Here is a 15,691-nt window from a genome sequence, read left to right on the forward strand (position 1 = left end):
GAACGTCACATTATATGCTTCGCTGACGTAGTGCTTCGTAAATGACCACTCCAGCAGCTACTGATACATTTAGGCTTTCTATATGTCCTTTCATTGGGATTTTCACATATTCATCACTGATGCCCAAGAGCTCTTGAGAAATACCGTCCTCTTCCGATCCCATAATTAAGGCAGTAGGAGCGGAAAAATCTGCCGAATAAATGTTTCTGTCTGTCTTTTCCGTCACGCTGACAATGGTCAGCCCCATTTTCTTAAGGTCCTTTACGGTATAGTATAGATTTTTGGACCTGCATACAGGAAGGTAATTAAGGGCGCCCGCTGAGGTCTTCACCGCATCAGAGTTAATCTGTGCGCTTCCCCGTTCCGGGATTACCACGGCATGCACTCCCGCAACATCCGCAGTGCGGCAAATCGCCCCAAAATTTCTTACATCCGTAATTCGATCCAAAATCAATATCAACGGCGACACTCCCTTGCTGAAGCAAGTGTCCACGACATTGTCCAAGGAAGCATAGGCAATGGAAGAAATATAGGCGACCACCCCCTGATGATTCTTCCGGGTTATCCGGTTGAGTTTTCCTTCCGGAACTTTAGTTACCGGCACCCGCTTGAGTCTGGCCAATTCCGTTAGTTCCTTGGTCAATTCGCTGCTTTGCTCTTTGTTTAACAGGATCTTGTCAATTTCCTGGTCAGCATGAAGTGCCTCCATGATTGCCCGGATACCAAAAATATAATCTTTATCGCTTTCCTGTTTGTTGATCAGAAAACCATCATTCCGTTTCTCCATGCTGTTATGGTTTTAAACCACTCGGGTTGGTAGGCCCTTGACCGGTTTAGGGTGTAGTAGTTCGGTGTTAAAATATTTTTTATCCGGGCAAAGGTAAAGGTAATTCTTGAATTTGAGTTATTGGACAGATAAATCCACGATTCCCGATCAAGTTCGAAGTATACTTCTGATGGGGGACCCATGATAATGTACACCATGCCCCGGTCTGTCGCCCAACCTTCCTTAAAGTCAGTAAACAGTAAGTTGGCAAATTCAACCTGGCGGAAATACTCCCTGATAAGATCTTTGGCTTTTTCCTCACTACGTGTCATACGGATCCAATACTCATCCAAAGCCAGCTTTTTGTTTTCTGCCTTAAGGAGATTTTCGTGCTCCTGCCTAGTGGAAATGTAAGTCACCATCTGTACCATTTCTTCCCAAGTGGAAACAGTGGGGAAGGATTTAGGAGTCGTTTTTATCAGAAGGCCATTGTTTGAGGTAGTATCATCTTGAATAAAATAATAGCCCTTGTCCTCAAAGAGTTGCGGAACATTCACTAAAAAGGAGCCCCGGTAATCTACCTCGATGTCTTTGGCCACAGGGGCGGGCTTGGTTTCCATAGGAGGAAGTGGCAGCGGAAATTCCTGCGGATAAAAAAACTGATGGAGATTGATGGCTCCACTAGTTTTAAACAACAGCGATTCCTCTACATTCAGGTATTGTTGGTCAAAAGGAATATCGTTTCCAAAATAAGCCCCAAACTTCGGATGACTCGGTACATAGGGACTGATGAGATCCATGTGGTACACGTATTCATCCCCCTGACGGGTATCCTTGGCCATAAATACGGCATAGGCCTCGGATTGATTGGCTCCCAAAGTCACCTCTTCTTCGAAAAGAAAATGCCGATCAGTATTTTTTTTGAGACTTTCCTGATCGAAGGCAATGATCATGTCATCTGTGATTTCCTCCTGAAAACTTTCCACGAGTGCATAGCTGAAGAGGTAATTGTCAAATGATGGGTCTTCTTCAATTTTGTCTACGACAAATTGCAGGGTGAATGATTTCTCAGCATGTTGCAAGGGTATGATCTTCAGGGATATACGTGAATACCTTGAATACCTTAAGTTTTGATTCATTTCCGACAATCTGGTTTGGCTGTAACCGGATAAAACGGTTGTGAAGAGGATCAATAGACTTGCGATCGAAATTCTCATAAGGTGTGTCTTTACTTTTTTCATCGTTGGTTTAAAAATTAACCGTAATTTTGTTGAAAATAATAAAATTTTAAATGGCTACCTATACAACGGAAATAACTTCGGATAAGTTGATTAGTGACAACCCAATTCATCAACGTTTGTTAAAGGCATATCTTGCCGCAAAACCGTTGGTACAAGGGAATTTGCTGGAAGTTGGTTGTGGAGAGGGTAGGGGTATAGAAATATTGGCTTCTCAAATAGACTCCTACCTTGGCTTGGACAAAATCCCGGAAGTCATTGGCATGCTTTCCGGTAAGTTTCCCGATTATTCGTTTCAAACAGCTCATATCCCACCGCTAAGCGAAATTCCCACCGATACCTACGACACGGTGGTTAGCTTTCAGGTGATAGAGCATATTGAGAATGATAGGTTGTTTCTCCAGGAATTGCATAGGGTGTTGAAACCCGGGGGGCAGGCAATTATTTCTACTCCAAACATCAATTTTTCTCTCAGCAGAAATCCGTGGCATGTGCGGGAGTATACCCCTGAGCAGTTAAGGTCGCTTTGCGAGCCTATTTTTTCAACCATTATCACAAAAGGAATAGGCGGGAATGCCAAGGTGATGGAATACCATGAGGCCAACCGTAAATCTGTCCGCAAGTTTACAAGGTGGGATATTTTGAATTTGCAATACCGATTGCCTGCTACCGTGTTGAAAGTTCCGTATGAGGTGCTTAACCGGATAAACCGAAATGCTCTTCACCGGCAGGAAGGAAAAAAAGTCACCGATATCACCCATGAAGACTACCCACTGATTGACGATCCAACGCAGGCTTTGGATTTATTTTATATTTTGACAAAATAGAAAAAGTTTTCTTTTTACCGCAAAGGGCGCAAAGGAGGAGCAAAGTTCACAGAGAAATTTTACTTCGTTTTTCACGCAACGGGCGCAACGGATTTCAAAAATCTCTATGTGAACTATTGCGAACTATGTGGTTTAAAAAAAGACCACAAAGGACACAAAGAAGACACAAAGAGCACAGCGTTTTCATTAAAAATCCTCCGTAGTCTCTACTGGTTTTCTTTTTACAGCAAAGAGCGCAACGTATTCGCAGCGGTCACTAAGGTTGTCAAAAAAACCTATCTGAACAACCGTGAATTCCTATATAGTTTAAAAAATGGCAAAATTCCTAGCATGAAATGAGTTGAGTTTCCAAAACAAAAGAATCGATGCGGTCGCCGCGTAAAAACCGTTGCGCTCGCTGCGTGAAAATCTTTGTACCCGCAGTCGTTCTCTTTCTCACTATCGGCGATTCATTTGAGGTAGGGAACCGCCTGAACCGAAGAGGCGGTCGAATTCATTTTGAAGTTGGGTGGATTGTTCGGTATATCCCCTTTCTTTGAGTAGCGGTATAAAATAACGCAACATCTGTTCCGAAATAGCTGCTTCTCTATCCATAGGCCTACCCGTCTCCTCATAGAAGTCCAACAGTTGAATAGACTTTTTGGACATGTTATCAATTATGTCGATGGCGAGTTCGTCTTCTCCAAGCTCAAACAACAAGGGGACAGACTGGCCGCTGGCTAAATCGTAAGCAATGGCCTCATTGGGGAATTTTTCAACGCTGAGGAGCTGGATTTGCCGAGCCCGGTCCATGTCGTCCTCTTCCATCAGCGCAATGGTTATGCTGTTCAGCACACTGCGGTGATTGGAGGTGAATCTGCGGTACTCGTCGTCAAAGTAATTATTAGGGTTGTCCATTCCCCGGTAGGCAAATTCCTCCGTGACGTTTCTGAATGCCAAGTCAGTGTTGACCAGTTCTTCTTGGTTATCAGGTTTTTGAATGGGCAATAGTCTATAGGTTAATCCCTCCATGACCACATGATCGCTAAGATCAAATCCGATGGTGGCGAGGGACGTATTGTTGAAGTAAATTGGCCGCTCCCAATCATTAGTGGCAATAAGGTCAAGAAGCATTAAGCTGCCCTTTGTGATGTAATTTCCCTTAATGCGGATATTGAGACGGGATATGGTCAGGTCTTCAAACTGGCTGGGAACAACACCTAATTCACTTACTCTTTCTGGATTTACGTCAAGTGTCAAATTCCGGGCAGGAACGGTATATAGGTTGCTGGAATAGTTTGAGGTTAGCTTTAGTAGCTCGCTATTATTCTTCAGTAGCTTAAGATATTCCTTCAAGGGCAGGGCCTCTATACCCCTATCCGTAACATAAAGGACATCATTTGTGCCTTTTTTAAAATTTTCGTACTCCAAAGTGAAATCCAGAGCGGCGGATTCGTTAATTGGCCGGGTCATTTGCTGTACATACCAATCTGTGTCGAAATAACTCAGTACGATAACGCGAACATCTGTCCGGAACCCTTCGACTTCCTGCACATACCAAAGTGGGAACGTATCGTTGTCACCACCTGTAAACAAGATGGCGTTGGGGGCACAAGATGCCAGGAAATTCCGTGCGGAATCCACTGAGAAGAAGCGGGAAGTACGGTCATGGTCATTCCAGTTTTGAACCGCCATAATTGTCGGAACAGGCAACGTGATCAGGGTGGCGATTAACCCCGCAGTTACCGCGTTTTTGTTGATTTTTTTAAGTTGGTGCACCAGCCCGAGAACCCCAAATCCAATCCAAATGGCAAAGGCATAAAAGGAACCTACATAGATGTAATCCCTTTCACGTGGCTCCACGGGCGGGGAATTCAGGTAAAGAACAAGGACTACGCCCATCATAAGGAATAGCATAAGCGTAAGCCAAAATGATTTTGTGTCGTACTTAGCCTGGAAAAACATGCCAATCAATCCAAGGATGAGGGGCAGCATAAAATAGTTGTTGTGCGCTTTGTTTTCTTTGATATAATCCGGGAAGTTGGTGGATATTGTATTCCAGATATTTATGTAGGGTGCGTCACTGTAATCACTTTCCCTACCTGAAAAATTCCACATAAAGTATCTCCAGTACATATGGCCCAACTGATGGCTGAACATAAAATATAAGTTGTCAGCAAAAGTCGGTTCTTCTCCTTCCCTCAATCCAAGCTTGTCTCGGTATAATTGTTTATGACGTTCTTGCGTCGAGTAAATTCTGGGCAGGATAGTAGTCTTTGCTGGATCATAGATACTTTGCAATTGGTAATCGACGATTTCATACCTGTCTTTCCCTTTGGCATATACCGGAGCGCCTTCCGTTTGATCGATCACCTCCGCGGTAAAGTATTGACCATGAAGTAATGGTCTGTAGCCGTACTGTTCCCGCTTTAGGTAGCTGACAAAGCTGATTATGTCCTTGGGATCGTTTTCGTTGATGACAGGCTCAGCATTGGCCCGGATCACGATAAGGGCATAGGAGCCGTACCCTATCATTATAAATGTCAGGCAGAGAAGTACAGTGTTTAAAATGACCTTCCCGTGATTGAGCGAATACATAATGGCAGCAACAAGTCCTCCTACGAACAGGATTGAAAAAAAGATAATTCCTGACCCAAATGGAAGGCCTAGACTGTTGATAAAAAATATTTCAATGGAGCCAGCCGTCGAGGGTAGCCCAGGAATGATTATGTTGTTAATAATAACCAACGCGACACCTCCGAGCAAAAAAGCGATAATCCCCCCTTTCAGGTTTGGTTCTTTATATTTTTTAAAGTAGACTACCAATGCCAATGCAGGCAAAGTAACCAAATTCAACAAGTGAACGCCAATGGATAGACCAACTAGGTAGGCGATAAAAACCATGTATTGGTTTTCCTTTTTTGGATCTTCGATAACGTCCCACTTCAAAAAGGCCCAAATGACAATTGCTGTAAAGAAGGAAGACATGGCATAAACTTCAGCTTCGACCGCTGAAAACCAGAAGCTATCCGAAAAGGTGTAGGCCAATGAACCGATTATACCGGCTCCCATTAGTGAAACGGTCTGTCCCAGCGTTTCCATTCCGGGCTGAATCTGCAATAATTTTCTGCCTAACAAGGTGATGGTCCAGAATAAAAACAAGATGGTGAAACCCGAAAAGAGTGCGCTCCCTATATTCATCCAGAAGGCAACTTGAAGGCCGTCACCTAAGGCCAAGAAACTAAACATCCTATATATAATGAGGAAGAAGGGAGCTCCGGGGGGGTGGGGGACCTGAAGTTTGTAGGCAACTGCGATAAATTCACCTGGATCCCAGAAGCTGGCAGTTTCTTCCGCTGTCAATATATAGGTTAGGGAAGCAATGAAAAAAACGACCCAGCCGGTAATATTATTTACCTGATTGTACTTGTGCATGTGGAATACTTAGTTGTAAGGAAAAGCGAAAATAAAAAAAATTATCAGGAATAATGGCTAAATTAACTTTATTTAAAAATGGAGAGCTGTTGTCAAATACAGTTAGTGGTCGGTACCGACTTTGAAATCAATGACTCGTGGAATTTAATTTGACGTCATTAACTGAGACTTTTATAGAGGTAGATAAAGAATTTTTTATGCGTTTTAATTTATTAAATACAGTATAAACGATTATTTTATAAGATTAAATCCTTATAAAATAAGTTAAAAATTGATAAGAGTAAAATATTGTAAAGTTGTTTGTAATTGTTTGAATAAAATTTTATGTATTTAAAATACACAAAAGTGGTTTTTAAATAAAATTATTTCATACCTTTAGATCGGTAATTAAACAAAGACATTTTTAAAAACTAACAGTCATGAAAAACAACTTCGGAAAGCTTATCAGGGTTGGAATAGTAGGAACAGGAGGGATTAGTAGGGGATTGGCCAAGCTAATTGCCAGAAGGAAGGACATGGTGATATCTAAAATCCTAACGAGAAGAAAAGGGGTTATAGAAGATATTGGTGTCAATCAGGAATATATCACCAATGACGCACAACGGATACTTGAACTGTCAGACGTTCTGGTAGTAAGTACAGGAGATCCGATTTATTCCACGCAGATTATTGAATTGGCGTTTACGTATGGGGTTCCCGTCGTGACAATGGATGCAGATACGCAGGTGCTCACGGGCAGCTATTTGTCCAAAAGGGGTGTGATTACAGAAGCAAACGGAGATCAGCCGGGCGTGTTGGCATCCTTGAATCAGGAAGTGATCCAAATGGGATTCAAGCCGCTGGTCTATGGAAATATCAAGGGATTTTTAAACCAAAATCCTTCCTTGGAGGATATGTTGTACTGGGCACAAAAGCAGGGATATAGCTTGAGTTCAGTTACCTCCTTCACAGATGGAACGAAGTTACAAATTGAGCAGGCATTGGTGGCGAATGGTTTGGGTGTAGACTTGGCAAAACGCGGAATGATTGGCTATGAGACAAATGATTTCCAGGAAGGAGCATTTGCATTGGCCCATGAAGCACAGAATTTGAAGAAAGTATTAAGTGACTATATCATCTCCAAAGAATCTCCTCCGGGTGTGTTTATCACAGCTACCCACCAAGAGGATTTGGCACCGGAGTTGAAAACATACAAACTAGGGGATGGGCCGTTCTATTTGCTATACAAGCCGACCCATTTATGTTTCTTTGAGATACCGAATACTATATTAAATCTCCTTCACCGTGATGAGATTTTACTGGACAACGGTAGTGTCCCAAGTGCTTCTGTCGCTACCATTGCCAAAAGAAGACTTGAAGCGGGTACATTTATTGAGAAAGGTATTGGAAGTATGGATGTAAGGGGAGAGGCAATGATGATCGCTGACGATCCAAATCACGTACCAGTGGGGCTCATGAGTAATGTGCGTGTGAAAAGAAATGTGGAGCCTGGCCAGTTGATTACTTTTGACGATGTGGAAATCCCCGATTCTTTGGCTTATGTGGCATGGAAAGAGACTTTAACGAATGTTGTTGACCCATCTATTGTTGTTGATTTGATTAAGAAATAAAGATAGCTGTTAATTTTTTTATATAATTGCCAATCAGGTCTATTCGCCAGGGATTCCGTGAGGAATCCCGGCGGATGGGCTTGTTTTTTTTGCGATTTATCTGAACCAATTCAATCTGTTTCCCTTCAACCTATCCTCGATTCTGTGACAAAAGAAACCTTTTTCTTTATTTTTGTTACGGGACGAAATCTTTTATAATTAAGAAGTGTTTCAAAGGAAAATCATGGTTTTGTCTCTTCTTTTCAAGATGCTATATAATCAACGAGGACGTTCAATTAATGTAAAGGGATGCACCCGAAGGTATTTCCTGCTTTTGTCGATTGTGTGTTGTTGTTTATTGGTCCCTAAGCAGCATGCTTACAGCCAAATGAACTACCCTGAGCTTACTACCGATATCGGCTCTCAGGAATCTTATTTGTTGCTTGATAAGGGATTGCAGTTTAGGATCACAGATGCTGTGAACAGCATGTATAATTTTGATTTTGCTACCGCAGAGCGTGGCTTTCAAGTATTGCGTTATACCTATCCCGAACATCCCTTACCCGATTTCCTGATGGGTTTGAGTCAGTGGTGGAAAATTGCTGTCGACATTGAAAACAAAACCTTTGATGATCCTTTCATCCGGTATATGGATACGGCGATTGATAAGGCCAAAAAGATGTATGATACAGATCCTACCAACAAAGAGGCGGCTTTTTTCCTTGCTGGAGCCTATGGATTTCAAGGTAGACTTTACAGTGAAAGGCAAAGTTGGACCAAGGCGACTTTTGCAGGCAAAAATGCACTTAAATACTTGGAATTGAGTAAAGGAGAGGATGAATTAAATCCTGAATTGCTGTTGGGTGATGCCTTGTTCAATTATTTTTCGGTTTGGATACCTCAAAATTACCCGCTTTTAAAACCAATCCTCGCTTTTTTTCCGAAAGGAAACAAGGAGTTGGGGTTGAAGCAATTGGAGGAGGTTGCGGAAAATGCTTTTTATGCACGCGTGGAAGCGCAGTATTTCCTTTTTAGACTTTATGCATCAGAGGAAAAAAGCCCTTTCAAAGCACTGAACATCACCTCCTACCTTCATGACAAGTATCCTAATAACCCCTATTTTCATCGTTTTTTAGCCCGTCAATTGTATGTCGTGGGAAGAGGGGCTGATGCCATGCAGGTTAGTTTGGAGATATTGAGGCGCATCGATGAAAATTGGACGGGATATGAATCAAACAGCGGCCGCTACGCTGCTTTTTTTGCAGGCCAGTATTTAGAAAAGTCAGGGGACAGCAGTCAGGCTAAGTTCTACTATAAGAAGGCCATATCATATGGAGAAGAGACAGAAAGTCAGGAAAGTGGCTACCATTTATATGCTTTGATCCAGTTAGGTAAACTTGAAACTTCAAACGGTGATAAAAAGATAGCGAAAGCATATTTTGACCAAGTGAAAAAATATGCCAAGAGAAAACACCCGGCCCACAAAGAAGCAAGAGATTTTATAAAGAAGAATAAACTATAGGTTGGGGTTTTTTATTTGAAAATAAAATTATTCAGCAGTATATTTGAGTTTTCAACTTAATGAAGCGTAGATTACACTGTTTTATTAAAGAAATTAATCAATTTTATAACAATATTTTGTCCTTTGGTCCGTTTTTTGCGTATATACCTTTAAAATAAATACTAATTATATTAATTTTTGCCGCATTAAATTCGGTAAATTCTTTAAAACATGGATAATTACATAAAAGTGAAATTTGACAAGATAGATCGTAAGATTCTCGAAATTCTCCAGGCAAATGCGAAAATCACAAATGCCCAGCTTTCTAAAGATATCGGTTTATCTCCGGCTCCTACCTTGGAGCGGGTCAAGAAATTGGAGCAGAGTGGTATCATCAAGAGTTACCACGCAAAGTTGGACCCTGAGAAAATAGGGCTTGGTGTAAGCACGTTTGTACTTGTGGGATTGATAGGGCACAATAAAACGAATATTGAGGCCTTTATGAAAGAAATCGATCATATATCTGAAGTAATAGAATGTCATCATATTACTGGGACAGGAGACTTCATTTTAAAGATTATTTCAAAAGACATTACCTCCTATCAAAAGTTGATGTTGGAGAAAGTAAGTGAAATTAAAGAAGTTGATTCAATGCAGTCGATGGTGATTTTATCAACATTCAAAGACAGCAAGGTATTGCCTATTCCTGCTTAAGGGAAATTGCTTTGTTTTATTTACTTTCGTAGGTGGCCTTCGGGTCACCTTTTTTTATTTAAGCGATGAAGAATCCCTGGAAAACCATATCTAAAAAACTAGTTTACTCAAATCCCTGGATAAGAGTAGAAGAACACCAAGTGATCAATCCCAAAGGCGGACCGGGAATTTATGGTCAGGTGCATTTTAAAAACAAGGCTATAGGCATAGTTCCATTGGACTCAAACCTAAATACATGGTTAATCGGACAATACCGCTATACCTTGGAAGAATATTCCTGGGAAATACCCATGGGAGGCGGACCAGAGGAGGATAATCTGCTAGTCAGTGCACAGCGGGAGTTGAGAGAAGAGACGGGATTTTCGGCCTCTAAGTGGACCAATATCCTCCGCATTCATACGTCAAATTCTGTGACAGATGAAGAGGGGTTTGTATTTTTGGCAGAGGATCTTACTGCGGGCGAGACGGAGTTCGATGAAACAGAAGACTTGCAGATTCAAAGATTACCGTTTATGGAGGCGGTGGATAAAGTAATGAACGGAGAAATCACGGATGCGATAAGCATCGCGGGAATTTTGAAAGTCGAAAAAATATTGAGAGAACAGGGTAGGATCTAACTCTTTCCATAAAATTCATGGGTATTTCAAAGTACACAAGTCAGTTTAGTCTAACTTTTAAATTGGCCTATCCGGTAATGTTGAGTCAGCTTGGACAGGTGATGGTTGGGGTTGTAGATAACGTCATGGTAGGCAGGCTAGGTGCGGAAACCTTAGCTGCGGCCTCATTGGCAAACAGTATTTTTTTTCTAATCATGATGTTTGGAATCGGGATCTCCATGGCCATAACCCCACTTGTGGCCGTGGCAGAAGGGGAAGGGAAGAAAAGGCGGATTACCAAACTTTTTAATCATGGCTTTGTGATCAATTTGGTTACCGGTGTCCTCTTATTTGGTATTGTACTGGGTTTTTCTCCGGGGATCCACTATCTCGGACAACCGGAAGAAGTGGTGGTTCTGGCCATTCCGTACCTCCTGATAATTACGTTTTCCTTAGTGCCATTAATGTTTTTCCAGACATTTAAGCAGTTTGTCGAGGGGCTCTCGCAGACCCGGCAGGCCATGACCATTACACTTATTTGCAACGTAATCAATATTTTCCTGAATTGGGTCCTTATTTATGGGGAATTGGGGTTTCCGGCACTGGGACTTAACGGAGCAGGATGGGCTACTTTGATCTCGAGGGTGTTGATGGGGGGAATTATTTACTATTATGTCAAAGGCTCCAAGCGGTATAGAAGGTATCGGACTCCCTTGGTTTTCAAAAATCTGAGTCGGCCAATAATTGGACGAATGCTCAAAATTGGGGTTCCCACAGGGTTCCAGTTTGTGTTCGAGGTGGGGGCCTTTAGTACGGCGGCCATCATGATGGGGTGGATGGGTGTCAATGCGTTGGCGGCACACCAGATAGCCATCAACCTTGCCTCCGTCAGCTATATGATGGCCTCCGGGTTGTCTGCCGCCGCCATGGTCCGGGTAGGTAACCAATTGGGAAGAAAAGATATTGTCACGTTGCGGGAAGTAGCATTTTCTATTTTCGGAATGGTGGCTATCTTTATGTCCTTTTTTGCGATTATGTTCATTGTATTCAGAAACCATCTTCCACTGATCTATATCGATGATATAGGTGTGGTAAACACAGCCGCTACCTTGTTGATTATAGCAGGCATATTTCAGCTGTCCGATGGCCTGCAAGTTGTCGGGCTGGGAGCCCTTCGGGGTCTGTCCGACCTTAAAGTCCCCACTCTCGTAACATTGATAGCCTATTGGGTCGTGGGACTACCATTGGGATATGTCCTGGCCTTTGTGTTTGATATGCGGGAGACCGGCGTTTGGATAGGACTGTTAACGGGACTTACCGCAACTGCCATTCTCCTGATTTATCGGTTTGACCGCCTCACCAAACGGATGCTGAATACACATCATCAGCCACCGCACGAGATGGCTCCGTAGAAAATTCATTTTAATTTTGAGGGTAAATCTTCTTAATTTTATGGGTAAAAAACCTGGCAGGTTTGTAAATTATTTTCATCAAAGCTTAATTCAACAATTCAGATGGCAAAAAAACTATACATAGTGACCGGTAGCAGCAAAGGATTGGGAAAAGCTCTCGTGACCCAGTTGTTGGAGGATTTGGAAACCTATATCATCGGTATTTCCCGACAGGATGAACCCTCCAAAGACAGATACACCCACCTATCTCTGGACTTATCGGATACGGATAAATTAGTGAATGCATTAGATGAGATTTTCCCATCCGGTAACTATGATGAACTCACATTGATAAACAATGCAGGTTGGATCGGGGAAATTGCACCAATTGGAAAACTTAATCCTCAGGGAATTTTGGATATTCACCGAATCAATCTAGTAGCACCCGCTATTCTAATGAATGCTTTCACCGCGGCCTACAGAAAGAGCTCCGCCAAAAAAACGGTTATCAATATAAGTTCGGGAGCGGCCGGAAAGGCTGTTGACGGCTGGAGTGGCTACTGTGCTTCCAAAGCAGCATTGAATCAGATGACCCTCGTGGCCCAGCAGGAGGCCGAATTGCACCAATTGGGGATTAGGTATATAGCCCTTTCTCCGGGAATTATTGATACGCCCATGCAGGAAAATATCCGATCAGCATCTTCCGAAAATTTCAGCCAAGTGAGAAAATTTCAGGGATTTAAAGCCGAAAACCAACTAAGTAGCCCGGCAGAAACCGCAGGGAAGGTTATTTTTCTTTTAAGGAATTTGGATGCCATGCCCGGGGTTTTATTGGATGTCAGGGAATTCTGATTTTGGGTAATCAAAAAACCAGAATAGCGCATTTTCGGCACCGATATCTTCCCACTTTTCTACTTCAAAAATAATCCCATATTGTCCGCAGGTCGGTAGGTTTTCAATGGGTTGGCCCAATGCTTCGATTAATTCGTTGAATCCTGGGTTGTGTCCAAAAATAAATAAGGTGTCCACATCGGGGAGACTGTGCCTAATTTGATTAAGAATTGATCTTGATCCGGCGTGGTAAAGCTGATCGGTGATTACAATATTTTCATTTCCAACCCCCAGCTCATCCTTCGTGATTTGCGCAGTTTGTAACGCCCTACGTGCGTTTGAGGTAAGGATGGCGTCTGGATAAATTCCCCTTTTTTTTAAACGTTTTGCCATCTCTGGGGCATCTCTGAGCCCTCGCGGAGCCAAGGGTCTATGGTGGTCGCTCAGGAAGGGATCGTCCCAAGCTGATTTTGCGTGGCGGCAAATGACGAGTCGTTTCATGGTATGTTCTGAATTTTGTTCCCCTATTTCACTCGGAAATCCCTTGATTGGTTGCCACCAAGTAAGAAGGTTAGCAATCCTTTCCCGGATTTTTTTATATTTGTTTCAAATAAATATACCGTTTATGTTTCAAAATCCCACCGCCTTGCTGATTTGGTTTGTTTTTTTTCTAGCTACTAGCTGTGCCCAAAGAGAGTCATCTCCCATAGGCGCCTCCGAAGACTGGAAGGTAAGCTTAGGAGACAAATTCAGTTCCCAATATTCCCACCTAGAGCAGATCACTCCCGAAAACGTAGCCGATTTGGAAGTAGCGTGGACGTTCCGGTCCGGGGATCTAACGGAAGGAAAAAACACACAAATCCAATGTAACCCCATTGTAATTGACGGCATCCTGTATGGCAGCACACCCACCATGATGGTGGTCGCTTTGCATGCAACTACCGGCGAACTCATTTGGAAATTTGACCCGAAGACAGATTTCAACGTACCCATTACCGTAAATAGAGGTGTCACGTTCTGGCAGGAGGGGGATGATGCCCGGCTGTTTTTTTCGGCAGGTTACAATCTGTTTGCATTAGACCCCAAAACGGGGGAATTGGTTCCCGATTTTGGAGATCAGGGAAAAGTATCCCTCAAGGAAGGCTTGGGAGACTGGGCGCAAAACCTATATGTCATTTCAACTTCTCCGGGTATAATATATCAGGATAAAATAATCGTTGGTACCCGGGTATCGGAAAACAACGATGCGGCACCGGGTTTTATCCGGGCATTTAACGTAAAATCCGGGGCTGTAGACTGGGTGTTTCACACCATTCCCCAACCCGGGGAATATGGGTATGATACATGGCCGTCAGATGCCTATGCCCGGGCGGGTGGAGCAAACAGTTGGGCCGGCATGAGCTTGGATGAAGAGCGGGGTCTGGTCTTCCTTCCCACAGGATCTGCCTCCTTTGACTTTTGGGGTGGCAACCGTCACGGTGACAACTTTTTTGCAAATTCAGTCATCGCACTGAACGCGGATACGGGGGAGCGGGTTTGGCACTTTCAGACGGTAAGACACGACATGTGGGATCGGGATATCCCCGCCCCACCCAATTTGGTTACGGTCAATCACGGGGGAAAGCAAATCGATGCGGTGGCGCAGGTTACCAAATCAGGCCTGGTATTCCTGTTTGACAGGGATACAGGGGAACCACTTTTTCCCATCGATGAATTGGAAATTCCCGCTTCTGATTTGATGGGTGAATTGGCAGCCAAATCGCAGCCTATTCCCCGATTTCCACCTCCTTTTGCCAGACAGGTTTTCACTGATGCGGAAGTTACCAATATTTCGGAGGAGGCTGAGGCCTATGTTAAAGACAAATTGCAAGGGCTGAAATACGGGCATATGTTTACCCCCCCAAGTACCGAGGGGACAGTGATCTTTCCGGGATTTGACGGAGGAGCGGAATGGGGAGGATCAGCATTCGATCCAACCACAGGCTGGCTGTATGTCAATGCCAATGAAATGCCTTGGATATTGACCATGGTACCCACCTACAACTTGGAAAATATGTCAGTCGGAAAGTCATCCTATATTTCCAACTGCAGCATGTGTCATGGGCCGGATTTGGCCGGTGACCCAACGGGAACTTACCCTGCTTTGACCGGAGTCGCCGATAAACTTTCCGAAACTGAAATATCCGACATATTGGAAAAAGGCAAAGGTAGAATGCCCGGGTTTCAGCATTTGAAGGCTGAAGAACGAAAGGCAATTATATCGTTTATTTCCCAAAAGGAAGAAGTAGAAGGAGACCTACACGAGATAGGAATGGCATCCAATAAAGCCACGGTACCCTATACCCATACCGGCTATCACCGTTTTTTCGATCAGGAGGGCTATCCTGCAGTAAAACCACCTTGGGGAACACTTAACGCCATTGATTTGAATTCCGGGGAAATTGTTTGGAAGGTTCCCTTGGGGGAATTCGAGGAACTTACTGCCCGGGGAATCCCCCAGACTGGAACCGAAAACTATGGAGGGCCCGTCGTAACAGCCGGCGGATTGGTTTTTATCGGTGGATCCAAGGACGAGTATTTTAGAGTTTTCGATAAAGAAACGGGAGAGGAATTGTGGAAATACAAACTTCCAGCGGGTGGTTACGCAACCCCAGCGGTGTATGCCGTGGATGGGAAGCAGTATGTGGTGATAGCCGCAGGCGGCGGAAAAATGGGCACAGCTCCAGGGGATTATTATATTGCGTTTGCTTTAAAAGATAAGTAGGATTGGCATGCGAAAACCGGCCAGGTTTTGTAGATAATCAGCTAGCTACGCAAATTGAAC

12 protein-coding genes are annotated in these 15,691 nt (G+C 43.4%); 8 read left to right on the forward strand and 4 right to left on the reverse strand.

Annotated features, from left to right (window positions below; translation table 11 throughout):
- Positions 1-10 precede the first annotated feature (10 nt).
- Entirely contained in the window at positions 11-787 is a 777-nt protein-coding gene (gene rlmB, locus FQ608_RS05685) for a 23S rRNA (guanosine(2251)-2'-O)-methyltransferase RlmB (protein ID WP_158856856.1), read from the reverse strand.
- Positions 760-2,007, reverse strand: a complete 1,248-nt coding sequence (locus FQ608_RS05690) for a GWxTD domain-containing protein (RefSeq protein WP_158856857.1) — start codon at positions 2,005-2,007, stop codon at positions 760-762. Before FQ608_RS05690 ends, rlmB begins: the two co-directional genes overlap by 28 nt.
- A gap of 50 nt (positions 2,008-2,057) precedes the next feature.
- On the opposite strand from FQ608_RS05690, the gene FQ608_RS05695 reads away from it, so the two are divergent.
- Positions 2,058-2,831: a class I SAM-dependent methyltransferase gene (locus FQ608_RS05695; RefSeq protein ID WP_158856858.1), complete on the forward strand. Its 774-nt coding sequence runs from the start codon at positions 2,058-2,060 to the stop codon at positions 2,829-2,831.
- Positions 2,832-3,269: 438 nt separating this feature from the next.
- Here FQ608_RS05695 and FQ608_RS05700 read toward each other — a convergent pair whose 3' ends face one another.
- Positions 3,270-6,245, reverse strand: coding sequence for a glycosyltransferase family 117 protein (locus FQ608_RS05700; protein ID WP_158856859.1), 2,976 nt, complete (start codon positions 6,243-6,245; stop codon positions 3,270-3,272).
- Positions 6,246-6,664: 419 nt separating this feature from the next.
- Here FQ608_RS05700 and FQ608_RS05705 point away from each other — a divergent pair, with 419 nt between their 5' ends.
- The 6 genes from FQ608_RS05705 (at position 6,665) to FQ608_RS05730 (ending at position 12,888) form a co-directional block, all read left to right on the forward strand.
- Complete coding sequence (locus FQ608_RS05705) at positions 6,665-7,855, forward strand: NAD(P)-dependent oxidoreductase (RefSeq protein ID WP_158856860.1); 1,191 nt, start codon at positions 6,665-6,667, stop codon at positions 7,853-7,855.
- A 367-nt stretch (positions 7,856-8,222) separates the two neighbouring features.
- Positions 8,223-9,356, forward strand: coding sequence for a tetratricopeptide repeat protein (locus tag FQ608_RS05710; RefSeq protein WP_234364081.1), 1,134 nt, complete (start codon positions 8,223-8,225; stop codon positions 9,354-9,356).
- A gap of 210 nt (positions 9,357-9,566) precedes the next feature.
- Positions 9,567-10,049 carry an Lrp/AsnC family transcriptional regulator gene (locus FQ608_RS05715; protein ID WP_158856861.1) on the forward strand — a complete coding sequence of 161 codons (483 nt, stop codon included), beginning with the start codon at positions 9,567-9,569 and terminating at the stop codon, positions 10,047-10,049.
- Between the two features lie 65 nt (positions 10,050-10,114).
- Positions 10,115-10,666: an NUDIX domain-containing protein gene (locus FQ608_RS05720; RefSeq protein WP_158856862.1), complete on the forward strand. Its 552-nt coding sequence runs from the start codon at positions 10,115-10,117 to the stop codon at positions 10,664-10,666.
- A gap of 17 nt (positions 10,667-10,683) precedes the next feature.
- Complete coding sequence (locus tag FQ608_RS05725) at positions 10,684-12,057, forward strand: MATE family efflux transporter (RefSeq protein ID WP_158856863.1); 1,374 nt, start codon at positions 10,684-10,686, stop codon at positions 12,055-12,057.
- Between the two features lie 102 nt (positions 12,058-12,159).
- Positions 12,160-12,888 carry an SDR family NAD(P)-dependent oxidoreductase gene (locus FQ608_RS05730; protein WP_158856864.1) on the forward strand — a complete coding sequence of 243 codons (729 nt, stop codon included), beginning with the start codon at positions 12,160-12,162 and terminating at the stop codon, positions 12,886-12,888.
- Here FQ608_RS05730 and FQ608_RS05735 read toward each other — a convergent pair.
- Positions 12,865-13,368 (reverse strand): SixA phosphatase family protein, encoded by a 504-nt coding sequence (locus tag FQ608_RS05735; protein ID WP_158856865.1) that lies wholly within the window; start codon positions 13,366-13,368, stop codon positions 12,865-12,867. The genes FQ608_RS05730 and FQ608_RS05735 overlap by 24 nt on opposite strands.
- A 124-nt stretch (positions 13,369-13,492) precedes the next feature.
- Between FQ608_RS05735 and FQ608_RS05740 the strand changes: the two genes are divergently transcribed.
- The gene (locus FQ608_RS05740; RefSeq protein ID WP_158856866.1) at positions 13,493-15,631 is read left to right on the forward strand and encodes an outer membrane protein assembly factor BamB family protein; all 2,139 of its coding nucleotides are present in this window, start codon (positions 13,493-13,495) and stop codon (positions 15,629-15,631) included.
- The last annotated feature ends 60 nt before the right edge of the window (positions 15,632-15,691 follow it).

It is taken from the genome of Lunatibacter salilacus (genome assembly GCF_009797935.1).
In the GTDB taxonomy this organism is placed as follows: domain Bacteria; phylum Bacteroidota; class Bacteroidia; order Cytophagales; family Cyclobacteriaceae; genus Lunatibacter; species Lunatibacter salilacus.